The sequence below is a fragment of the Sphingomonas sp. AC411 genome (assembly GCF_979253035.1).
Window position 1 is genome coordinate 2,123,563 of the sequence record NZ_CEEDAQ010000001.1, and the last position, 23,037, is coordinate 2,146,599.

15 protein-coding genes, 1 tRNA gene and 6 pseudogenes are annotated in these 23,037 nt (G+C 66.6%); 11 read left to right on the forward strand and 11 right to left on the reverse strand.

The window, feature by feature from the left end:
- The first annotated feature begins 28 nt into the window (after positions 1-28).
- The 9 genes and pseudogenes from AC0IX7_RS10940 (at position 29) to AC0IX7_RS10980 (ending at position 6,523) form a co-directional block, all read left to right on the forward strand.
- Positions 29-1,390, forward strand: coding sequence for a lipopolysaccharide biosynthesis protein (locus tag AC0IX7_RS10940; RefSeq protein ID WP_471811870.1), 1,362 nt, complete (start codon positions 29-31; stop codon positions 1,388-1,390).
- 122 nt (positions 1,391-1,512) lie between these two features.
- Entirely contained in the window at positions 1,513-1,956 is a 444-nt protein-coding gene (locus AC0IX7_RS10945; RefSeq protein ID WP_471811872.1) for a DUF2141 domain-containing protein, read from the forward strand.
- 89 nt (positions 1,957-2,045) lie between these two features.
- Positions 2,046-3,137, forward strand: a complete 1,092-nt coding sequence (locus tag AC0IX7_RS10950; protein WP_471811874.1) for a diacylglycerol/lipid kinase family protein — start codon at positions 2,046-2,048, stop codon at positions 3,135-3,137.
- Positions 3,134-4,042: a hypothetical protein gene (locus AC0IX7_RS10955; RefSeq protein WP_471811876.1), complete on the forward strand. Its 909-nt coding sequence runs from the start codon at positions 3,134-3,136 to the stop codon at positions 4,040-4,042. Before AC0IX7_RS10950 ends, AC0IX7_RS10955 begins: the two co-directional genes overlap by 4 nt.
- A complete protein-coding gene (locus tag AC0IX7_RS10960) occupies positions 4,039-4,662 on the forward strand; it encodes a nucleotidyltransferase family protein (RefSeq protein WP_471811878.1) in 624 nt (207 codons plus the stop codon). The genes AC0IX7_RS10955 and AC0IX7_RS10960 overlap by 4 nt, the downstream gene beginning before the upstream one ends.
- A complete protein-coding gene (locus AC0IX7_RS10965; RefSeq protein WP_471811879.1) occupies positions 4,647-4,805 on the forward strand; it encodes a hypothetical protein in 159 nt (52 codons plus the stop codon). Before AC0IX7_RS10960 ends, AC0IX7_RS10965 begins: the two co-directional genes overlap by 16 nt.
- A 116-nt stretch (positions 4,806-4,921) precedes the next feature.
- Positions 4,922-5,690, forward strand: a pseudogene (gene dapB, locus AC0IX7_RS10970) (4-hydroxy-tetrahydrodipicolinate reductase).
- A 4-nt stretch (positions 5,691-5,694) separates the two neighbouring features.
- Positions 5,695-6,395, forward strand: a pseudogene (nth, locus tag AC0IX7_RS10975) (endonuclease III).
- Positions 6,396-6,446: 51 nt separating this feature from the next.
- Positions 6,447-6,523, forward strand: a tRNA-Arg gene (locus tag AC0IX7_RS10980).
- A gap of 242 nt (positions 6,524-6,765) precedes the next feature.
- Here the strand turns inward: AC0IX7_RS10980 and AC0IX7_RS10985 are convergent.
- Positions 6,766-7,482 (reverse strand): GDSL-type esterase/lipase family protein, encoded by a 717-nt coding sequence (locus tag AC0IX7_RS10985; RefSeq protein ID WP_471811880.1) that lies wholly within the window; start codon positions 7,480-7,482, stop codon positions 6,766-6,768.
- Between the two features lie 571 nt (positions 7,483-8,053).
- A pseudogene (gene bamA / locus AC0IX7_RS10990) lies at positions 8,054-10,685 on the reverse strand (outer membrane protein assembly factor BamA).
- 251 nt (positions 10,686-10,936) lie between these two features.
- Between bamA and AC0IX7_RS10995 the strand changes: the two are divergent.
- Both AC0IX7_RS10995 and AC0IX7_RS11000 read left to right on the forward strand, forming a co-directional pair.
- Positions 10,937-11,263 (forward strand): hypothetical protein, encoded by a 327-nt coding sequence (locus tag AC0IX7_RS10995; RefSeq protein ID WP_187502750.1) that lies wholly within the window; start codon positions 10,937-10,939, stop codon positions 11,261-11,263.
- A complete protein-coding gene (locus tag AC0IX7_RS11000; RefSeq protein ID WP_471811882.1) occupies positions 11,260-11,433 on the forward strand; it encodes a hypothetical protein in 174 nt (57 codons plus the stop codon). The genes AC0IX7_RS10995 and AC0IX7_RS11000 overlap by 4 nt, the downstream gene beginning before the upstream one ends.
- 48 nt (positions 11,434-11,481) lie before the next feature.
- On the opposite strand, the gene AC0IX7_RS11005 is transcribed toward AC0IX7_RS11000, so the two are convergent.
- The 9 genes and pseudogenes from AC0IX7_RS11005 to AC0IX7_RS11045 all read right to left on the reverse strand — a co-directional run bounded on the left by AC0IX7_RS11005 (position 11,482) and on the right by AC0IX7_RS11045 (position 23,036).
- Positions 11,482-13,557, reverse strand: coding sequence for an MGH1-like glycoside hydrolase domain-containing protein (locus AC0IX7_RS11005; protein ID WP_471811884.1), 2,076 nt, complete (start codon positions 13,555-13,557; stop codon positions 11,482-11,484).
- Between the two features lie 37 nt (positions 13,558-13,594).
- Positions 13,595-16,515, reverse strand: a pseudogene (locus tag AC0IX7_RS11010) (TonB-dependent receptor).
- Positions 16,516-16,647: 132 nt separating this feature from the next.
- The gene (locus AC0IX7_RS11015) at positions 16,648-16,797 is read right to left on the reverse strand and encodes a hypothetical protein (RefSeq protein WP_471811886.1); all 150 of its coding nucleotides are present in this window, start codon (positions 16,795-16,797) and stop codon (positions 16,648-16,650) included.
- On the reverse strand, positions 16,776-17,102 hold the full coding sequence (locus tag AC0IX7_RS11020; protein WP_471811888.1) for a hypothetical protein: 327 nt from the start codon (positions 17,100-17,102) through the stop codon (positions 16,776-16,778). The genes AC0IX7_RS11015 and AC0IX7_RS11020 overlap by 22 nt, the downstream gene beginning before the upstream one ends.
- Complete coding sequence (locus AC0IX7_RS11025; protein WP_471811890.1) at positions 17,030-17,995, reverse strand: hypothetical protein; 966 nt, start codon at positions 17,993-17,995, stop codon at positions 17,030-17,032. The genes AC0IX7_RS11020 and AC0IX7_RS11025 overlap by 73 nt, the downstream gene beginning before the upstream one ends.
- Positions 17,996-17,997: 2 nt before the next feature.
- A pseudogene (locus AC0IX7_RS11030) lies at positions 17,998-19,437 on the reverse strand (family 43 glycosylhydrolase).
- A gap of 2 nt (positions 19,438-19,439) precedes the next feature.
- A pseudogene (locus AC0IX7_RS11035) lies at positions 19,440-20,476 on the reverse strand (arabinan endo-1,5-alpha-L-arabinosidase).
- A 51-nt stretch (positions 20,477-20,527) separates the two neighbouring features.
- The gene (locus tag AC0IX7_RS11040) at positions 20,528-22,102 is read right to left on the reverse strand and encodes an alpha-N-arabinofuranosidase (RefSeq protein ID WP_471813845.1); all 1,575 of its coding nucleotides are present in this window, start codon (positions 22,100-22,102) and stop codon (positions 20,528-20,530) included.
- A 7-nt stretch (positions 22,103-22,109) separates the two neighbouring features.
- Positions 22,110-23,036: a Gfo/Idh/MocA family protein gene (locus AC0IX7_RS11045; RefSeq protein ID WP_471811892.1), complete on the reverse strand. Its 927-nt coding sequence runs from the start codon at positions 23,034-23,036 to the stop codon at positions 22,110-22,112.
- Position 23,037 lies beyond the last annotated feature (1 nt).

Genomic DNA, 23,037 nt, shown 5'->3' on the forward strand with positions numbered 1-23,037 from the left:
GCCGTCGCGCTCTAGGGGCCGGTCGCAGATGGTTCAGGACCCTGCTCCTTCTCCGGCCCCGGCGGATGCGCCGGCACGTGCCGGCACGACCGGGATTTTCCGGGCGGCGGCGCGCAACCTCGGCTGGCTGCTCGCCAGTCGCAGCGTGCTGGCGATCCTGTCGCTCTTCTATCTCGGCTTTGCGACGCGCACGCTGGGCGTGGTCGATTTCGGCCGGTTCGCGCTGATCTCGGGGGCGGCGCAGGCGCTGGCGACCTTCGTCGGCTTCCAGACATGGCAGATCATCGTCCAATACGGTGTCGAGCCGATCCAGCAGGGCGACACGCCGCGGCTCGCGCGCCTGCTCCGGTTGTCGGCGATCCTCGACATCTGCAGCGCGCTGGTCGGTGCCGTGCTGACCGTCGCGATCCTGTTCGCGTGGAGTGACGGGTTCGGCATCCCGCCCGACCTGATGCGCGACACGCTGATGTTCGCGGTGGTGCAGCTGATCACGATCCGCTCGACCCCACTCGGCATCCTGCGGCTGCGCGACAAATTCTCGTTGTCGGCGGTGGCGGACAGCATGACGCCGATTATGCGCTTCGTCGGTGCGGGCGCGGCGATGATCTTCGAACCGACGATCCGCGGGTTCATGCTCGCCTGGGCGATCGCCGAGATCGTCACTGCCGCAACCTATTGGATCATGGTCGCGCGCAGTGGCGACCTGCGCCTGCTCGCGAGCGGCCGGGGAACGTGGCGGCAGGTCCGTGACGAGAATCCCGGCATCGTCCGCTTTTCGCTCAGCACCAACGCCAGCGCAACGCTGGGCCTGTCGAGCAAGCAGATCCCGCTGCTGCTGGTCGGCGCGTCGATCGGGCCGGCGGCGGCGGGTGCGTTCCGGCTTGCGACTCAGCTGGCACAGGCGCTGGCGAAACTGTCGCAGATGCTGTCGCGCGCCGCCTTCCCAGAGATCGTCCGCGCGGTCCGCACTGCCGAGCCGTCGCGCCTACGCCGCATCCTGGTCCGGACGATGCTCGCCAGCACCGCGGCGGCGCTCGTCATCCTCGCGATCGTCGCGCTGGTCGGCGAACCGATCCTGAAGCTGGTCGGCGGCAAGTCGTTCGTCGGCGCCTACCCGGTGCTGTTGTGGCTGGCTGCCGCCGGGTGCTTCGACCTCGCCACGGTCAGTCTCGACACGGTGATGACCGCGCTGCACCGCGCCGGCACGGTGTTCGCGATCCGCGCGGTCGGAGTCGGCCTGCTGTTCGTCGCGGCATTCGTGCTGATGCCCGCCTATGGATCGGCGGGTATCGCCGCGGCAGTCGCCACCGGATCGGTCGCGGTGGCGATCCTGCTGGGGTTCGCAGCGGCCCGGATGACCCGCACGCCGGACGAAGCGCAGCCCGCATAGAGCCCCCGGCAAGCTCCGGGCGGGGGCGATAAACGCCCTGTTCACGTCGCAAATGTCATCTGCGCGCCGCTCTATCGCCACTATTTTCGGGTCTTAGTCTGCCGATGAACCATGTAATTCTTATGGCGCTGGGTGCGGCCGTCGTGCTCGCGCCGGTCCAGGCGCATGCCGCCGAGACCTGCGAGGGCACACCGGGCAATGGCAACGCCAAGCTGATCCTCGAGGCGACGACGATGCACAACCATGTCGGCGAAGTCGCCTTCACGGTCTATCCTGACGACAAGAAGCGGTTCCTGGCGAAGGGCGCGAAGCTGGCGCGCGCGCGCGTGTCGGCGGCGAACCCGCGTGCCTGTTTCTGGCTCAAGCCCGGCTATTACGCGATCGCGCAATATCACGACGAGAACAGCGATCACGATTTCAACCGGACGCTGTTCATGCCGAAGGAGGGCTTCGGCTTCTCCAACGACGCCCCGACCTCGATCGGGCTGCCGTCTTTCGAATCGGCGCGTACTGCCCTGCCCGCCTCCGGCACCGTCGTACGGATGAAGATGCGGTATCGCCGATAATATGCGTCCGGACTGCGCCTGACGCGGAACGGAAATCTTGCTGACACAAATTTGTAGCGGTTCTGTACCGTGACGGGTATCTCTATATCGTGGCTGATGCTGTTTCGAACTTCGACGCCTTTGGCAGGCAATCGCTCTCCCCTCCAGTCGCGCCCGCGTGGCTGCCTGAGGGGATGTTCGATTCGGCTGCGTCCGAACGCGCCAGCGTGAACCCGCGCGAGGCAGCCGCGAAGATTCGCACCGGCATCATCTGCAACCCGAAGAGCCATCGCAACCGCAGCAGCGTCGAAGCGACCAAGCCGTTCCTGTCCGGCACCGTCCTCGCCGTCACGCCGCGTACCCAGGCCGAGCTGGCCGAGGTGCTGACCGATTTCGCGCGCCACGGCATCGAACTGCTCGTGATCGACGGTGGCGACGGCACGATCCGCGACGTGATGACCGCCGCCGCGCGCGTCTGGACCGGTGCCGCACCGCGCGTCGCGATCGTTCCCTCGGGCAAGACCAACGCGCTCGCGCTCGATCTCGGCATTCCCGACACCTGGACGCTCGATCAGGCGCTGACCGCAGCGCGCCATGGTCGCGTGAAGCTCCGCAGCCCGGTCGAGGTGATCCGCAAGGACAGCGGCGCGAAGCTGTGCGGCTTCCTGTTCGGCGCCGGTGCGTTCGTCGACGCCACCGCGCTCGCGCAGCGCACCCACCGCGCTGGCGCCTTCAACGGTGTCGCGGTCGGGCTCGCGCTGTGTTGGGCGATCCTGCAGACGCTGTTCGGCGGCGCGAACAGCGCGTGGCGCGCCGGCAACCGGATGCGGATCCGCTTCCAGTCCCGCGGCGACGAGGGCGCACACGCCGCCGGCAAGCATGCCGACACCGATCGCGCACGCTACATCCTGCTCGCCTCGACGCTGAAGCGCATGCCGATCGGCATCCGTCCGTTCGGCGTACCGCGCGCCGGACTGAAGACTTTGGTGGTAGACGCGCCGCCGCGCTGGCTCGCCGCCGCGACGCCGCTGATCGTCGCCGGCTCGCCCGCCGCCTGGCTCGACCGCGCGGGCTATCACCGGATCGATACACCGAGCTTCGACCTGTCGATCGACTCGGGCTTCATTCTCGACGGCGAAGTCTATCCCGGCGGCGACCTGACCGTCCGCGAAGCGCGCGCGCTCAGTTTCGTCGTCCCGTGATCACGCTCGGCGACGTCGTCCGCCGCCAGTTGCACGTCCCCACCATCCCCGCGGTCCGCGACGTCTCTGCGATACTCGCCGAGAGCGCGGTCGGGACTGTGGCGGTGCTGTTCTACGGCTCGAACCTGCGCACCGGCGCGACCGAAGGCGTGCTCGATTTCTACGTGCTGACCGCAGGCCCGCCCGAGCGCGGCATGTGGCCGACCGTCAGCTATCGGGAATTCGACCTGCACGGCGAGACGTTGCGCGCCAAGATCGCGACCATGCGCCTCGCGACCTTTGCCAAGGCGGCGGCGGCGCGGACGCTAGACACGACGATCTGGACGCGGTTCGTGCAACCCTCCGCGCTCGTCTGGGTCCGCGATCCGGATACCGCGGGGCAGGTGGCCGAGGCCATTGCCGACGCGGCCAAGTCCGCCGCGCGCTTTGCCGCCGCGCTCGGCCCCGAGACGGGCACCGCCGACGAGTATTGGCGCGCGCTGTTCCGCCAGACCTACGCCGCCGAACTCCGCGTCGAACGCAAGGGCCGCGAGGGGCAGATCCTCGGCTTCGACCCAGGCCGATATAGCGAACTCCTCCCGCTCGCCTGGACCGCCGACGGCATCGCCTTCCGCGACGAGGCCGGCATGTTGAAGCCCGACCTGCCGCCGGCACGACGTCGCGCCCTGCTCCAGGCCTGGGCCCACCGCCGCCGCGCCGGCAAACCGATCAACGTCGCCCGCCTGGTACGCGCCGCCTTCACCTTCGAGGGCGCCGCCCGCTACGGCATCTGGAAGGTCGAGCGCCATACCGGTGTCGCCGTGCCGCTGACCCCGTGGCGCGAGAAACATCCGATCCTCGCTGCACCCGGCGTGTTCTGGCGGGTCTGGCGCGCGCGGGCGCAGACCGGAGCCAAGACGGTATGAGCGCCTCTGCTGACCAAGGTTTCAGCGCGTTGATCCTTGCCGGATCGCGCGGCGGCGTCGACCCCGTCGCTGCCTATGCCGGCGTCTCGCACAAGGCGCTGATCGAACTCGACTGCCAGACCCTGCTAGCCCGCGTCGCGCAGGCGCTGCGCGAGGCCGGCGCGACGCGGATCGCAGTCTCGGTTTCCGACGATGCCGTCCGCGACGCCGCCACCGCGCTAGGCCTCACCGTCCTGACCGCCGCATCCGGCCCCAGCCGCAGCGTCCGCGACGGCATCGAGGCACTCGGCACGCCGCTGCTGGTCACCACCGCGGATCACGCGCTGCTCCGACCCGAATGGATCACGCGCTTCCTCGCCGACGCACCCGCGCACGCCGACGTCGCCGCGCTGCTCGCCCGCCAGGACGTGATCGAGGCCGCCGCACCAGGCACGCGCCGCACCTATCTCCGCTTCGCCGATGGCGCGTGGTCGGGCTGCAACCTGTTCCACTTCGCCACCCCCGATCGGTCGCCGCACTCGATCTGTGGGCGCAGGTCGAGGCGGATCGCAAGCGGCCCTGGCGGATCGTCCGCCGGCTCGGGATCGGCACGCTGGTCCGGTACATGTCCGGTCGCCTGACGCTGGTCGCCGCGCTCGCGCATCTGGGACGTCTCGCCGGCCTCGACGCCGCCGCGGTGGCGACTCCGTTCGGCCTCGCGGCGATCGACGTCGACAAGCCAGCCGACCTCGACCTCGTGCGGGACCTGATCGCCCGTCCCTGAGGCCGACAGCGCATGGCCGGTACCGCACCGCCGACCACGTCATCTTTCGCGGAGAAATTGCCTCAGGCTACCGCTCCCCCTGTCCCCGAACCGCCGCTTGGTGCAAAGCGCGACGCATGCAGACGCTCGCGCCCCACCCCGCCCCGACCGCCACCAGTTCGCCCGCGATCGGCATCTACGGCAGCGCCGGACGCATGGGCCGCGCGATCGTCGATGCGATCGAGGCGGCGGGCGCGTCGCTCGCCGGCGGCGTCGATGCCGGCGAAGACCCGCCCCGCTCGCGCGGACCGCCAACGTGCTGGTCGATTTCTCGACCCCTCCGCGGTCGAAGCCCATCTCGCCGCCGCGCGCGCTGCTGGTACCGCTATCGTGATCGGCACGACCGGCCTGTCGCCGCAGCACCAGTCGATGATCGACGCCGCCGCCGCCGACATCGCGATCCTCCAGACCGGCAACACCTCACTCGGCGTCACGCTGCTAGGCATCCTCGTCCGCGAGGCCGCCGCGCGGCTGGGCGCCGACTGGGACGTCGAGATCGTCGAGATGCACCACAAGCACAAGGTCGACGCACCGTCGGGCACCGCGCTCCTGCTCGGCGACGCCGCAGCCAAGGGCCGCGGATCATCGCTTGCCGAACTGCGCGTCGACAGCCGCGCCGGCCTGGTCGGCGCGCGCACCGAAGGCACGATCGGCTTCGCCAGCTTGCGCGGCGGATCGGTGATCGGCGACCATAGCGTCATCTTCGCAGGCGAAGGCGAGCGGATCGAACTCAACCACCGCGGCGACGATCGCTCGATCTTCGCACGCGGCGCGGTCCGTGCCGCGATCTGGCTCGCCGGCCAGCCCGCCGGCCGCTACCGGATGGGCGACGTACTCGGGCTGTGACGCGGTGAAGAAGGCCGACGTCATCGAGTTCTACGCGCGTCTGGCCGAGGCCGACCCGCACCCCGAGACCGAACTCGAATTCGTCAATCCGTACACGCTCGTCGTGGCGGTCGCGCTGTCCGCGCAAGCCACCGACATCGGCGTCAACAAGGCAACGCGCGCCCTCTTCCGCGAGGTCGACACGCCGGAGAAAATGGTCGCGCTTGGGATCGACGAGCTGAAGCGCCACATCAAGACGATCGGGCTGTTCAACACCAAGGCGAGGAACGTAATCGCGCTCTCGCAGATGCTGATCGACGATTACGGCGGCGAAGTCCCGAATGACCGCGCCGCCTTGGAGCGCTTGCCCGGCGTCGGCCGCAAGACCGCGAACGTGGTGCTCAACGTCGCATTCGGCGCGGAGACCTTCGCGGTCGACACGCATATCTTCCGCGTCGGCAACCGCACCGGCCTCGCCCGCGGCAAGGCCCCGCTCGCGGTCGAACTGAAACTCGACAAGGCCACCCCCAGCCGTTCCGCCTCCACGCGCATCACTGGCTCATCCTGCACGGCCGCTATGTCTGCAAGGCGCGGACGCCCGAATGCTGGCGCTGCATCGTCAGCGATCTCTGCGCCTACAAACCCAAGTCGCCCGCACCGAAGAGCAAATCGGTGACGCCTGTATCACCGGACGCGCTCACCGATCCGACACCCGAAGCGCCGTAAACGCGAAAACGTCTGGCGCGCGCTGTTTCGCTTTGCTAGGCGAGCCATCCGGCACCCGTAGCTCAGCTGGATAGAGCGCTGCCCTCCGAAGGCAGAGGCCACTGGTTCGAATCCAGTCGGGTGCACCAAACTTCGTCTGTTTCTCGAAATGCCCGATGCAGCGTCGGTGACTTTGGCCGTGAGGCGAGTGCTAGTCCGTAGCGGCATCGTTTGCAGGCAGGCGCTCAAGGGCTATGTCTGGGAATTAGCTGGACATCAATTCCTCGGTCCAAGCCCCCGCCACCGAGTTCGGCGCGCTGAGGATTGGGCCGCAGCGATTGGTCTCGATCCGACTTCGCGCGGGCGGTGCACCTATCGCGCGCTGGGCCGATCAGAACTCGGCGGCTGCTATCTGACTGGCGAGCGTACGATAACCACGCCAGTTGAGATGCACGCCGTCCACTGTGTATTCGGGCTTCAAATACCCCATCGGCGCCAGAGCGCGATTGGGGTTTAGGTAGGTGCAGGTGGGGGCCATACAGAGTTTTCGCTCAAATTCGATGATCGGGGCGAGCTTTGCATTGGTCGAGGGGATGCCGGTCTTCAGCGTCGCGACCAGGATCACGCGCTTGCCGCGGAGCGCCTGCAGGATGCCCCGAAGGTTCGCCTCGGTCGCTGCGCGCGGCAATTCCATCTTGAGATCGTTGACGCCCAGCATGACGATCGCGGTCCGCCCGACGACCTCGTTCCGGCTCAGGCGCAGCAGCAGGCCTTGCGTCGTATCCCCCGGAATACCGTGGTTGTCGACGTCGATCCCCTTCAGCAGCACGTCCCATTTGCCGAACGCGACGATCGAGTCCCCGAGGAACGTGACGTCCTTTCGATACGGCTGCTCGATGAACAACGTCGACAAGGTTCGGTACACGAAGTCCTTGTTCGGATCGAACGCCGACACCTTGTTGATGATCTTCACCGCATAGAAATACGGCTTCAGCTTGTACTGAAACGAGATCGCAGCAACCCAGAATCCGGCGGAGGCCGCCAACACCACCGCGAGGAGATAGAGCCAGGTCGAACGACCTCGCCCCCGCGAACCAGCAGTTGTCATGATCAAATTCTCTTTATCGAAAAAGCAGCGTCGTCAAACGTGGCGTTCGGACCAGCAACCGGTGCATTCGGTTTCGCTGATCGCCACCTCGTCACCGCATGAATGACAGCGACCGCCGCCAGAAAACTGCGTCCGGGCAAGCGTAACGAGCGGCGGCACCCGCAAAGCCTCCCGAAGCGCCCCCATATGCGCTGGAAGACGGTCAACACCCCTTCTCTCACTGACGTAATCCCCCGGATAGCGCTTGAACCAAATACCGCGTCAACACCTGCCAAGCCACGGAGAGTGGTCGACATAGTTCGACACTTACTCTCCGGGTTTTACCCTCGCACTGCGGTGTAAGACACGCCCACGGCCTCCCCAGACCGAGTAGGTTTAGAACACGAATCGTCGGCCCGAGGTCAAACTGTTTTAGATCGGCAACGACTCTATTGGACGAAAATAACACTCGCCTGCGTGGTCGGCCTGGTCAACTATATCCTATCCCGCGGATGACTGGCGGCGGTCCTCCGGCAATTCGCGCGCGCCCTCGCGCAACGCCCCGAGTAAGGATCGACCGCCACGCGCCCGTCTAGAACTGCCCGCCGATATTGAACGTGATCAGCTTGTCGTCGTCGCCGGGGGCCTTGAGCAGTGCTTTCGCCAGATCGATGCGCAAGGGACCGAACGGCGAGGTCCAGTTGACGCCGACGCCGACCGACAGGCGCGGGCTGGCGGTGTTGCCCGAATAGGTCTCCTTATAGGTGCCGAGCGAATAGGTGTACGGCGTGCCGGTGTTGGTGGTGGTACTGGCGCCGGCGGTATCGAGGTACAGGAGATTGCCCGAGCCATCGGTATATTGGCGGGTGCCGGCGACGCACGCGACCGAGGCGGCGTTGGCGGCGGCGCAGGTGTCGGTGAGCGTGGGTTTCTTGCCGCCGAACACCGCGCCGACGTCCATGTAGATCGACGGACGCAAGCCAAGCTCGCGCGCGCCCGACCCCATCGGCAGTTCGAGTTCGAGGCGCGCCTGGTAATAGGTCGTGCCGCCGAGCGCGGTCTGGGTGTTCGAGCTGTCGCTGGTCGACAGCGTCGCGGGGACGGTCGAGGTGTCGTAATAGGTGCGCGTCACGCGGGGCCGACGCCGCGGATGTCGAAGCCGCGCATCTGCGGGTCGCCGAGATAGAAGCGGTCGGTAAGCCGGACGTCCTGTCCCAGCCCCTTGATATAGCCGCCCTCGGCATGCGCCGACAGGATGAAGCTCGATCCGAGGTTCATGTACTTGGTGTAGTTGGCGGTACTCCGGATATATTTGGTATCCCCGCCGAGGCCCGCGAAATCCTGGCTGATGCTGAGCTTGCTGCCCTTGGTCGGGCGGACGCGGCTGTTGGTATTGTCGAACACCAGCGAATAGCCGACCGACGAGGTCCAGCGGTTGCCGACCGCGTCGCACAGATACGCGCCGGCGATCGCCGGATCGCACGCGCCGTTGGTGTAATATGTGTCCTCGTCGAGCGTGACCTGGTCGTAGGACAGCCCGTAGCGCGCGGTGGCGGACCAATATTCGGTGAGCGGAACGGCCGCGCGGATCTGGAAGCCGGTCGAGACCTGTTCGTAGGTGGTGTCGTTGCTGTCGCCGGTCGTGCTGTACGAGCTGTAGTCGCGGCGGAATATGTCGCCGCCGAGCGCGATGTTGGTGTCGAACATATAGGGCTCGGTGAAGCCCAGGCTGACCGATTTCGAATAACTCGACAGGCTGGCATTGGCGCGCAGTTCCTGGCCCATGCCGCGGAAGTTGCGCTGCGTGATGCTGGCCGAGGCGATGAAGCTTTCGAGACTCGAATACCCGGCCGACAATTGCAGCTCGCCGCTCGATTTCTCCTCGAGGTTGGTTTCCAGGATCACACGGTCGGGCGCGGAGCCCGGCAGCTGCTTGATCGTCATCTTGTCCTGGAAATAGCCGAGCGAATTGATCCGGTCCTCCGAGCGCTTGACCTGGAAGCTGTTGAAGGCGTCGCCCTCCGCGAGGCGGATTTCGCGGCGGACGACCTTGTCCTTGGTCTGTGTGTTGCCGTTGATCTCGATGCGCTCGACGTACGTGCGCTTGGCCTCGGCGATGTTGAAGTTGATCCCCATCGTCAGCGTGTCGGCGTCCTTCGCGAACTCCGGGTTCACTTCGGAGAAGGCGTAGCCGAACAGGCCTGCGGTTTGGCTGAGGTTGTCGACCGAATCCTCGACGAGCTTGGCGTTGTACCAGTCGCCTTTCTTGAGCGGCAGCGTGGCGGCGAGCTTCTTGCCGTCGAAGTCGCGGATCTGGCTGTCGACGGTGACGTCGCCGAATTTATAGCGTTTCCCCTCCTCCACCACGTAGGTGATGATGAAGTCCTTCTTGTCGGGCGTCAGTTCCGCCACGGCCGATGTCACGCGAAAATCGGCATAGCCCTGCGTCAGATAGAACTGGCGGAGCTTCTGCTGGTCGTAGCTGAGGCGATCCTGGTCGTAGCTGGTCGCCGACGAGAGCAGGCGTTTGAAGCGCGCCTGCTTGGTCGCCATCTGCGCGCGGATCTGGTCCTGCGAGAAGACGGTGTTGCCGAGGATGTTGATCTGGCGGACCTTCGACTTGGGGCCTTCGCTGATCTCGAACACGACGTCGACGCGGTTCTGGTCGAGATTGACCATCTTCGGGTCGATCACCGCGCCGAAGCGGCCCTGGCGGCGATAGAGTTCGAGGATCCGGGCGATATCCTGGCGGACCGCGGTGCGCGTGAAGATCTGGCGCGGTGCGAGCTTGATCTCCTTGGTGATCTTGTCGCTCTTCAGCGCCTTGTTGCCCTCGATCACGATGCGGTTGACGATCGGGTTCTCGCGCACGCGCAGCACGATGTTGCCATCGGCGACGCCGGCGATCGAGTAATCGGCGAACAGGTCGCTGGCCTGGAGATCCTTCAGCGCCTGGTCGAGCGTCTCGGTGGTGTAGGGCTTGCCGATGCGCAGCTTGGTGTAGCTGAGTACGGTCTCGGGCTCGATCCGCTGCGAACCCTCGACGCGCAGGGTTTTGATGGTCGGCGACGCCGTAGCGCCAGCGGGTAGCGGAACAGGCTTGGCCGTTGACGCGCTGGCACGGGGCGACGGGGTCGTCGGGGAGCCGTCTGCGCACGCGCGGGCGTTCCCAGCGTCCCTGCCATGACCAAGGCCAGGGAACCGGCGCCAAAATCGAACTTCATGCCTGCGTCTCCGGGGGTGAACCGCGGCGCTATGGGGGGCATGTTTCCCCAAAATGTTCCGCCGTGTCGGGAGATGGCAAGCCTGTAACACTGCCTGTCCCACCGCCCCGCGCGCCCGTCGATCGGCCCGGTCGTGTCCGGGTATGTCGCAATCATGTCACACGACGCGGCGCACGACATTCGCGGGACACCCGCCGATCCTAGCGAGACGTGGCGGGCAGCAGCCTCGTCCGCTTCGTGAAAGGTCCAGTATGCGCGTTGCCATCAAGGGTGTCTCGGCACCGGAACCCATCCGCCCCGCGGCCTCGCCCCCGATCGTCGACAATCCGTTCGCGCCGGAAATCTTCGCAACCGGGTTCACCGGGCTCGCCAATTTGAACGGCGTGATCGTGCTGACGCTGGAGAGCGCGCGCTGCGATCACACGCGGCAACCGCCCGGCGTCGACCGCGTCGTCGTCGGCCGGATCGCGCTGACCAGCGCCGCCGCGCAGGAACTCGTCGCCGGGCTCAACCAGTTCCTCGAACAACAGGGTCTGAGCCCGTCCAAGGCGATGGCGGCCGGGGCGACGTTTCAATGAGCGCGGTTCGGCAGGAGGCCACCGATTATGCATCGATCACGCAGCGTGTCGCGTTCGGGCGTGTGGCGTTCGGGCGCATCGTCGTGCCGGTCCGCATGGCGGGAACCGGCTGGGTTTCGGAACGGCTCGGGATACCGCAGGTGCGCGTGAACCGGGTCCGGTTCGCCTGACGAAGCAAGGCCGCACGCACGCGCCGCCGGTCTGGCGAATGGCGGCGGTCAGAAGACCTTGAACTCGACCAACCGGGTGCGCGTCGCCGGTGCCTGGGGGAAGCTGACCCGGATCTTGCTGGTCGAGACGGGCGTCCACCCGACCGCCGTGATGCCGTTCGCGACGGGTGTGGCCGGCGCACCGAGCGGCGTCCAGCGTGTGCCATCCCAGATCTGGATCCGGAGCGAGCGCGGGGCGGCGAAGTCCTTGCCGTCGGCGAAGAACGCCAGTTCCGCACGCGTCACGGTCACCGGTTTGCCGAAGTCGACCGCATACCACTGCGAGGTCGACGGCTTGGGTGACGACTGGGGCGACGATGCGGCTGGCACCTTGGCGGACGACCATCCGTTGGCGAGTTCGGGGAAGAACCAGACGCGACCGTCGATCGCATCATGGACGTTTTCCGCGTCGGTGGCGCTCGACGCGCTGCCCTTGGGGAAGGCGCCGCGGACGAGTTGCACGGTACGGTCGATGGGCCGGTCGATCGGTCGGTCGAGTTGGGGAACGGCCGCGCGCGCGACCGGTACGACGAGGCGCGACAGCGTGGGGCTGTGCGCGACGCGCCGCCCGTCGATCTCGATCGTCAGGCCCGGCGCGCCGCCATAATGCCGGCCGTCGACATCCCACGTCACCGCGACGCTGTGGCCGTGATAGGGCACGTCCTGCATCCGGAACCACGCCAGTCCTTGCGGATCGGCAGCGCCGGGCAGCAGCGGATTGACCTCGAGCATGTCGTCCGCGCGTGGGCGTATCCCGACCAGCCCGGTCAGGATCAGGTCGGCGAACCCCGAGTGGAAATAATGATGGCTGCGCGCCAGCCCGACGATCGGACGACCGGTGTCGGGGTGGTAATCCTCCTCCAGGTCGAGCCGGTCGCCCTGGTAATGCAGCGCCGCATATTGCCGCAGCAACCGCATGTAATCGCCGCGCGTCACGGTCGACTGGTGATAATGATCGAGCAGGTTGGCGATGCCGATCAGCACCTGCGTGGTCTGGAACGGCCAGATCGGGCCGTTCCACTGGCATTCGGGCGCGGTGCCTTCGTAGCGATATTGCCGCATGTAATGTTCGTAGCTGGGCTCGACCGTCCGCATGCCGGCGGGGCCGCCCAGCCCGTCCCTGCCGAGCAGATGCGTCCAGGCGCCCGCGAACTTCGCATCGTCGTCAGCGAGGTCGAACGTCCAGGGCAGATACCCGACGAGTTCGCGTCCGCGGATCGGCGCCCAGTATTTCACGAACGCATTGTCGACCTTGTAGCGATCGATGAAGTGGCCGAGCGGTTCGCTCCACAAGCTGGCCTGGACGCGGGCCTTTATCGCGGCGGCACGCGCGTCGTATCGGGCGGCGCCGGCCGTGTCGCCGGTCAGGGTCGACAGCCGGGCGATCGCGCGGGCGTTGGCGTACATGTACGCGTTGATCGACGGGCGGAACGAGTCGCCGCCGCGGAAGCCGTCCTTGCCGCCCGACGCGTCGATCGAGGAGATCGTGTATTCGGTCGCGTCGAGCAGCGGCTCGACCCAGTACAGTCCCTTGCTGGTGTCGAAATGGTCGTTCCACGCGGCGTACAGCCGCCGCATCGCCGTCAGGTGGCGGGTCGCGGCTTCGCGGTCGCCGTCGACGAGGAAACGGCCATAGACCGAATCCGCCATGTAATCGGTGAAGTGGCGGTCGTTGCCGCGCCGGTACATGAAATCGATATAATCGTCGGCGAAGCGCCGGTCGCGCAGCCAGCGCCCTTCCCCGAGGTGGAATCCGGTGGCGTCGTTCAGGCTGGCATAGGGTTCGAGCTGCCAGCCGACGTCGTCGAGGAACTCGGTCGAGATATACCCGTCGGCGCCGAGATCGCGCTGGTGCGCGCGGAACAGCGACCAGCGGTAATAATAGACCGCGTCGAGCCTGGGATCGGCGGATTCGAAGAACAGGATGCGGTTTTCGTACCAGGGCGCGTCGTTGCCGAACCGGTCGCGGGCGATGCGCTGGGTGTCGAGCGGCGGTGCGGTCACCGCCGGCGCGGCGACGACCGGGACGGCCGCCCCGATCAGCAAGGCGAGGCGGAGGATCGGCCTCATAACGCGTCCGAACATTCCGCCTCTCCTTTTTGGTCGTAATTACTCGGCCGAATTACTTGAACGTGTAGCGCGCACCGATGGCGAAGGTGCGGTCGATCAGCAGCGTACTGGAGTTGAACTGCTCGGGGTTACCGACGTCGCCGAACTTGTAATAATTCTGCTGCTTCGCCTTGGTCAGGTTCACCGCGTCGAAGGTCAAGCCGATATCCTTGTTCACGTTCAAGGTCAGCTGGAAGTCCAGGCTCTTTTCCGGGGCGCGCCAGAAGCCGATCGGATTGGCGAACGACCGGGCTTCGTTGCTCTGCAGGAAGCCCTTGCGCCAGACGTACGACAGACGCGCGCCGATCGGCCCGGTATCGTAGGCCAGCGTCGCATTGTACGACAGTTTCGATACGCCGAAGAACGCCGACTTCGTCGATCCGGTGATCTCTCCGGCAGCGTTGGTGAGCGGGATGGTCTGTTCGGAATCCAGGATCGTGGCACTGCCGGTGACCCCTAGCCCGTTCAAAGGACCGGGCAGGTAGCTCGGGAAATAGGTCAGGCCCAGTTCGACGCCCTTCAGCACACCGTCCGACGCGTTCACCGGACGGGTGATGTTGAACGATTCGGTATAGGTCTCGTTGCGCGGCAGATAGTTGTTCGGGATCGATTCACGCACCGTCAGCGGCACGACCAACCCGTCGATCTCGCGACGGAAGGCCGTCACATAGATCGCACTGTTGCGTTCGAAATACCATTCGACCGCCAGATCGATGTTCTTCGAATGGGTCGGGGTGAGGTTTGCCGTTCCCGACGTCCCCGAACCGAAGCCGATGCGCGACAGGTCGCCCGTGAGCACGGGATTGGGGTTCAGATCACCGAAACTGGGACGCCGGAGCGTCTCGCCATAGTTGAAACGGATGCGCAGATTGTCCGTGAGCGCATAGCGCGCGGTGAACGAAGGCAGCCACTTTTCCGAACCGTTCGACACGCTCGTCCGGGCAAAGTTCGCACCGCGATCGAAATAGTCATAATCGGTGTCGATCGCCACATAGCGCACGCCTGCCTGAAGCTGCAGCGGACGCCCGAAGATGCTGACCTCGCCATCGGCAAGGGCATAAGCGGCCAGGTTCGTTTCCGAGATGCCGAACACCTGGCCGAAGCTCAGCTGATCGGAGAGCAACAGGCCGGGCGCCACGGCGCGATACAGGGTGCGGACGGCATCCCGGTCCATCGTGCGGGGATCCGCCTGCACCCAGCTCGTGGGAATGTCCGCCCGACCGCCGAAGAAGCCGCTGTTGGTGAAGGGCTGGCCTTCACCGAAGGCCGCCAGCGTGGTGCCCAGCCCCCGCGCCCTGGTCGCGCACGAAAGTGTCGGCCTTGCGGTCGTCGAAGCGGAAGCCCGACTTGATGCGGCGCAGGAATCCGTCGTCCCATGAATATTCGCCGTCCAGCATCATCGTCAGCGCGCTGCCGGTATTCTTGGTACCGCTGTCGAACAGGTTGCCGACCGTCCATGCCGTCGCGTCGGTCAGCACGGCCTGATTGCCGAAGCTGTAGGACGGCAGCCCACCGCCCGCGTTGAAATCCACGTCGATGTCGAGCGGCCCGCGATCGGTGCGGATGGCGAAGAACGAGGTCTCGTTCTTGCTGTCCTGATATGTGAGGTCGGCCGAGATCTTGCCGCGGTCGGCCACGTCCCACTTGGCGTTCAATGCATAGACATAGCTGTCGGTCTTGCTGGTGGCGGTGTCGCCGCTGTTGAACCCCGCGACCGATCCGGCCTGACGCGACTTGATGATGTTCGTCCCGTCGAATAGCTCGAAGCTCGACCCCGGATTGGCCGGCAGGTCGCCCCACCAGTCGACGAAGCTGAAGTTCAGGCTGTTGAACGTCTTGCCCTTGAAGCCGGTGTAGAAGACTTCCGCCGTGTAGACCGAGCGGTCGTTGGGCGCCCATTGCAGCGCTGCATTGACCGCGCGACGGTCGCGCTTGCCGTAAAGATCGGACGCGATGACCGCGTCCCTCGACAGATAATATGGCGTATCGACGCCGTTGATGTTGAGCGTAGAGCCCGGCGCGGTCGGCAGGCCGGCATCCAGCCCCGGCGTCCAGTTCTGGTTCCTGTCACCCGGGAAGATGCGCTCCAGCGGGGCGAGGCCCGAACCCGCCGTCGGGTTTTCCGTCGCGAACGGCACGATCGCGCCGGCCTGCAAATTCTGGTTGCGGAATTCGGCGCGCGTGTAGCTGCCGTTCACGAGCAAGCCGATATCGCCGATGCCGGTTTCCCAACGGTCGCTGATCAGCAGCGCGGCGTTCGGGTTCACCTTGTCGGCGAGTTCCGAATAGAGCCCGCGGGCGAGGCCCGATATCGCGAAGCCGTCGAAATCGAACGGGCGCCGGGTCTGCACGTCGATCTGCCCGGCCAGACCCGTTTCCAGCTGGTCGGCCGAGCGGGTCTTGTAGACGTCCACCTGCTTGACGAGGTTCGCGGAGATATCCTGCAGGGCGAAGGACGTGCCCGCCGCAGTGAAGATGTTGCGCCCGTTCAGCGTCGTCAACGGATCGGTCAGACCTCGGATGGTGATCGTCGCCGCTTCGCCGCCGGCGCGGTCGGTGACCTGAATGCCGGTGACGCGCTGGAGTGCCTCGACGACGTTGTTGTCGGGCAGCTTGCCGACGTCTTCCGAGACGATCGAGATCGACGATCTGGATCGAATTCTTGCGGACGTTCAGCGCGCCGACGATCGAGGCGCGGACGCCTGTGACGACGATATCCTCGTCAGTCTGGTCGGTTGCACCCTGGTCGGTGGCGGGCTGGCCGGGCGCGGGCGGCGTCTGGACGGTGTCGCCATCGACGCGCGCGGGCGTACCGGTTGCCGGCAGGTCGGCCTGATCCTGCGGCGTGGTCGGCACGGCCTGCGCATTGGCGGGCGCGCCTAGCATCAGGGCTGCGATCGATGCGGAACACAGAATCAACGATTTCATCGCCATTTGGCCTCTCCCTGGCATGTCCATCCGACCTTATCCGCAGTCGGTATTACTCGGACATTCGCTATGAGAACGCGGGCATTGATGCAAGCGTTAATTTGCCAGGCAATGTGCCGGATAAAGCCCGCAGAAAGGTCAGCCGGAGGTAAGCCGATACAGCCCTGCACCGTGCGATGGCAGGCGCTTCGTCAGCGTACCAGACGCCCGCTCCAGATCGCGCCGCGCCCAGAGATCACGGACGCCGACCGGCCCGTTGAGGGCGATCATGTCGAGGCGAAGCTGCACGGACCGCTCTCTTTGTCTGTGTTAAAGAGCGCGAGATAGCGATCCTTCGATCCCGGCACACGCGCCGACCAGACCCGGATGCCATCGGCGACGAAGTGTGGCTGGTTGTCGTAGCTCGCTTGATTGACCGCGATGACCTCGGGATTGGTCAGCAGGTCGAGCGTCGGGCGGTCGAGATGACGCAGGTCGCCGCCCATGATCAGCGGCGAGCGGGCGATCGACCAGAGGGTCATCAGCGTGCGCTGTTCGTCGGGCGTGAACTTGGTATCGCGCGCGCCCAGCGCAAGGCGTCCGAGCGGCAGCATGTCCGCGTCGGGCCAGCCGCCGGGCACGCGGTGCGCGTTCCAGTTCTCCAGCCGGGTGAACTGCGCTTCGAGCAACGGCCATTCGTCCCAAAATCGTCGCTGATCCGCCACATCTGCGCGAAACGCCGAACGTGATCGGCGCGGGCGACCGGCGTTTCCCCGGGCGAGAGGCTGAGGATGATCGGGCGCCCGGTCGCGACGATCGCGGCATGCGCGCCCTCGATCTCGGGGGCATGCGCGTCATAGGGACGGCTCATATCGTCCATCTTGACCAGGTCGACGCCCCAGGACGCGTAGAGCGCGAACACGCTATCGTAATAGGCCTGCGCGCCGGACTTGCGCATGTCGACGCCGTACATGTCCGGGTTCCAGGCACAGATGCTGGCGGTGTCGGCGATGTCGCGGGCGCGGTATTTCGTGCCGAACACCGGCAGGTTGCGCTCCACCGCGAGCCGCGGAATGCCGCGCATCAGGTGGATGCCGAACCGCAGGCCGAGCGCGTGGACGCGGTCGGCGAGCGGGCGGAATCCCTTGCCGCCCGCGCTCGACGGGAACCGGTTCGGCGCGGGCAGCAACCGGCCATAATCGTCCATCACCGGCTTCGGCTTGGTCGCGTAGGTGTAGCTGCTTGCCCCCGGCTCGTACCACTGGATATCGACGGTGAAGATATCATAGCCCGACGGCAGCAGCTTTTCCGCCATGATCGTCGCGGTCTCGATCGCCTGCGCCTCGGTGATCGTCGTCGCGAAACTGTTCCAGCTGTTCCAGCCCATCGGCGGGGTCGGCGCGAGCAGGCGCGGCGCGTCCTTCGCGCGCGCCGGACCTGCGGCGCCGATCGCGGTGGCGGCCAAGGTGCCGGTGAGCAGCGTGCGGCGGTCGAGCGACAGCGTCATCCTCAGCTCACCAGGAACGTGGCGGAGGCACGGTCGGCGGGGCGCGTCGCGCTCCCCAGCGCCAAGCCGCCGCCGGTGTGACGCAAGACGCTACCGGGTTTGCCGAGCGCGGCGAAGGTCACGCCCTTGCGGTGCTCAAACCCGGCTGCGGCAGGAAGCTCGCGCGTTCCGCAAAGGCGCGGCTCGCGTCCTTCGTCGCAAGACCGATCCGTCCGTCGGCCTGCGCGACGAGATAGCGATCGGGCGCATCGATCGGCACCAGCGAAACGCTCCCCTGCCCGCGAGCCCCGGCATCTGCCGGAACTGGCTGGAGGAATGTCGCCGCGCCCGACCGAGACGCTGTCGCCGTCGTGACGCAGGAAGGCGGTCTTGTCGCTGGCCGGCGAGAACCGGTCGGGCACCGGTCCGTTACCGACCGGGATGCCGAAATCGGGCGTGCCGTCGGCGGTGTAATACAGCCGCTGCATCCGGGTGTGGCGGTTCGGGTCCAACAGCGGATCGCCCTTGATCGCGGCATAGTCACGGCCGTGATAGACGAGGACGTCACGCCCCTGTTCGTCGACCGTGAAGCTGTTGTGGCCGGGGCCATAGACGCCCGTCACCGACGACGAGACGAACACGGGCTTCGGCGATTTGGTCCAGGACTCCGCCTTCATGATGTCCGCATTGGCGTCCGCGGTCAGCAGGCCGAGACAATAGCGTGCGTCGGTCGCGCTCGCCGAATAGGTGATGAACAGCTTGCCGTTGCGCGCCAGCAGCGACGGCGCTTCGGCGACCTTGTAGCCCTGGATTTCCCAGTCGAGCGTCGGCACCGCGATCCGGATCGGCGGCTTGGCGAGCGTGATCGGCGTGGCGAGCGGCGCGAGATACAGGTTGCTGTTGGTCTCGATCCCCGGCTCGCGCTGCGCCCAGCACAGATAGCGCGTGCCGCGGTGGACGAACGAGGTCGAATCGAGGTTGAAGCTGTCCCATGGCGTCTTGAGCTGGCCCAGCACCGACCAGCGCGCGGTCATCGGATCGGGGCCGTCGGCGACCAGCGCATAGGTACGGATTCGGAACACGTCCTCGCCGCCACCGCTCGGGCCGGCGGCAAAGTACATGATCCAGCGGCCGTCGATCAGGTGCAGCTCGGGCGCCCAGATGAAGCCCGACAGCGGCCCGCTGGCGAGGTGGCGCCACAGGATCTGCTCGCGCGCGGTCGTCAGCCCGGCGAGCGTGCGCGAACGCCGCAGCACCAGCCGGTCGTATTCGGGCACCGACCCGGTCAGGTAATAATAGCCGTCGGTGTGGCGGAACACCTGCGCATCCGCGCGTTGGCGAACGACCGGATTGTTTGGCACCGGGACGGCGGCGGGCGTGCCGCCGGGCAGTCGCGCGATCGCGCCGCTGGCCGATGCCGCGGTGGCGCCGGCGAGGAACAGGCGGCGGTTCAGGTCCGTCATCGTCAATACTCCGCTACGGGCCAGCCATCGGCGCCCCAGTTTATCGGCGCGATCCGCAGCGTCGGCGCGCCATTCTTGGTCCGGTCGTACGCGTGGTAGACGACGTAATCCTTGCCGTCGGTGTCGTGCATCACGCCGGGATGGCCGGGCCCGCGAAAGCGTTGCTGCTCCTGAAGATCGGCACGGAGAAAGATCGTCCCCCGCCCTGCATCATCGCGCTGCCGTCCTTGCCGAGATACGGTCCGTTGATCGCCTTCGATCGGCCGACGACGGTGTAATAGGTGCTGTTCACGCCCTTGCAGCAATAGTCGTAGCTCGCGAGCAGCCAGTAATAGCCGCCATGCCCAATGATGAACGGCGCCTCGACCGGCGCGGGGCCGCCGGCGGGTGCGGGACGGCGGGCGATCGCGTATGGTTTCGCGGCCGGATCGAGCAGCTTGCCGGTCTTGGGGTTCAGCGCGAACAGCTTGATGCCGGTCCAGAAGCTGCCGAGCGACAGCCATTCGCGGCCCTGCGCATCGACGACGTGGTTGGGATCGATCGCGTTGAAATCGTCCTTGGCGGTGGACATCACCACCAGCCCCTCGTCGCGCCAGCCATAGCCGGGCGCCTTGGGATCGAGCGTCGGGCTGGTCGCAAGGCCGATCGCCGAGCGGTTCGAGCCGAACGTCGAGACCGAATAATAGAGCCGGTAGCGCCCATCGGTGCCGCGCGAAATGTCGGGCGCCCACATCCCCTTGGTGCCCGGCACCGCCTTGGTCGCCCAGTCGGGCAGGCGCGACAGCGGCGGCGTGCCTGCGGTCCAGTGGACCAGGTCCGGCGACGTCCGGGCGCTCAGCATCTGGCCGTCGAGCCCGGTACCGTAGACGTAATAGGTATCCCCCGCGCGGATCATGACCGGGTCATGGACCGGCGCGATGTCTCCCGTCAGGCTGGCGTTGAGTGCTCCGCGTGTCGGCGGCGCCTCCGCGGTCTGCGCCGTCACGCCAGTCGCGAGCGTAAGCGCGATCAGTCCGGTCGCCCATCGTGGTGCGGCCATCGTCTCTCTCCCGGTCTGTGCGCCCGCCGGTTGCTCCGGCGGGCGTCACGATCATTTCAGTTCGAGCATCACCACCGACATCGGCGGCAGCGTCACCGACAAGGTGCCGCCGCTGAGGCTGGCACCGTTGAAGGCCGTCGGTGCGACCGCATTGGGCGCCTCGAAGGTGTTGAGCGCGGTCATCGTCGGCGCGGTCAGCACCTGCCCGGTGACGGTTTGCGCGGTCACGCCCGGCAGCGCCGCGGAGACGCTGGTCGGCTTGTTCGGATCGAGGTTCGAGAGCGCGATCCGCACCACGCCGTCCTTGCCGCGCACGGCGGAGGCGCTGACCGACGGCATCGTCCACTGGTCCTTGTTGTACCAAGGCGACTTGATGTCGATCGGCAGCACCGTGCCGTCCATGTACGGCTTGTACATCGCGAACACGTGATAGGTCGGCGTCAGCACCATCTTGCTGCCGTCGGTCAGGATCATCGCCTGCAGCACGTTCACCATCTGCGCGATCGCGGTCATCTTCACGCGGTCGGCATGCTTGGCGAAGATGTTGAGGTTGATCGCCGTCACCAGCGCATCGCGGAGCGTGTTCTGCTGGCGCAGGAAACCGGGGTTGGTGCCCGGATCGCCGGCATACCAGGTGCCCCATTCGTCGACCGCGAGCCACATCGTCTTCTTCGGATCGACCTTGTCCATGATCGCCGAATGCTTGGTGATCAGCTCGTCCATCCGAAGCGTCTCGGACAGCGTCTCGGCCCAGCCGCGCTCGTCGAACACGGTCGCCGACGCACGCGGCGGCCAGCCGCCGGGGACGGTGTAGTAATGCAGCGACAGCGCATCGACCTTGCCGACCAGCTCGCGCGCCATCGTCTCGGTCCAGTTATAGTCGTCGACGTTGGCGCCGCTCGCGATCTTCATCACGCGCGTGTCCTTGGGCGCCTTGATGAAGGTGGCATAACGCCTGGTGACGTCGGCGGCATATTCGGCGCGCATGTTGCCGCCACAGCCCCACAGCTCGTTGCCGACGCCGAAATACGGGACGGCCCACGGCGCCTTGTGGCCGTTCTTGGCGCGCTCGTCGGCGAGCGTTCCCGAGGGCGAGGTCATGTATTCGACCCATTCCGCCATTTCCTGCGGCGTGCCGTTGCCGACGTTGCCGGCGATATAGGCCTCGGCGCCGAGCTGTCCGGCGAGGTCCATGAACTCGTGCGTGCCGACCGTGTTGGGCTCGGTCACGCCGCCCCAATGCGTGTTGATCTTGACCGGGCGCTTGGCCTTGGGGCCGATCCCCTCGCGCCAGTGATATTCGTCGGCGAAGCAGCCGCCGGGCCAGCGCACCACGGGCACGCCGATGCCGCGCAACGCGGTGACGACGTCGGTGCGGAAGCCGCGGACGTTGGGGATCTTCGACTTCTCGCCGACCCACAGCCCGCCATAGATGCCGGTGCCGAGATGTTCCGCGAACTGCGTGAAGATGCGGCGATCATAGGTCGGGCCGGGCGTATCGGCGTGAACCGTGACGGTCGCCCCGGCCGAAGTGGGCGCGGAGGCGGGCGCCTCGGTCTGCGCGGCGACGATGCCGGCGGTCGAGAGCAGCAGTGCGGCGGCGAGGCCCTTCAGCGTGCGGGTCATTTTTGCCTCAATCATCGAAAGCCTCCACGGATTTGCGGGTGCCGCGCAGGAATGCGTCGGCGACGAGAGTGAACGGGGTCGTGTCGACTTCGCTTTGGCCACCGCGGATCAGCGCGGCGAAGCGGGTGTAGAGGCCGGGATATTCCTCGTCGTCGTTATGCACCGTGCCGCTCGGCAAAGTGAGTACCGCGCCGCCCTTGGCGAGGCTCAGCGTACCGGCATCGGTATCGACGGTGATGTCCCAGCTTTGCGGGCCGGTCTGGCGCCAGTCGAGATCCATGCTGATCGGCGTGCCGGCGGCGCTGCGGAAGGTCAGGTCTGCAGCGATCGGCGCGGCGCGGTTGGCGGGCGTCGACAGCGTTGCGGCGGTCAGGAAGAAGGGCTGCGGCAGGATCTCGGTCGCGATCGACAGCGCGTTGATGCCGGGATCGAACACGCCAAGCCCGCCCGGCTCCCAGATCCACGCCTGCCCCGGATGCCAGACGCGAACGTCCTCGCGCCAGACGATCGACACGCGCTGGATCTGCCGGTCGGCGAGCCACGCCTTGGCCGGCGCGACACCGGCTGCGAACCGCGAATGCCAGCCGGCGAACAGCGTCGTACCGGTCTCGGCTGCCTGGGCTTCGAGCGCATCGACCTCGGCCAGCGTCGCGCCAGGCGGCTTTTCGAGGAACACGTGCACGCGCTTGGCGAGTGCCATCGCGGCCAGCTCGTAGCGCACCTGTGGCGGGGTGCAGAGCGCGATCGCGTCGATCGCCGGACCGTCGGCGAGCAGCGACTCGAGCGACTTGAAGTTGGCGACACCCTCGACGCCGGGATCGCGCGGGCTGACGCTCGCGACGAACTCGAAGTCTGGATTACCGGCGATCGAGGGGAGATGCTGGTCGCGGGCGATCTTGCCCATGCCGACGACCGCGATCTTTATAGCGGCCATT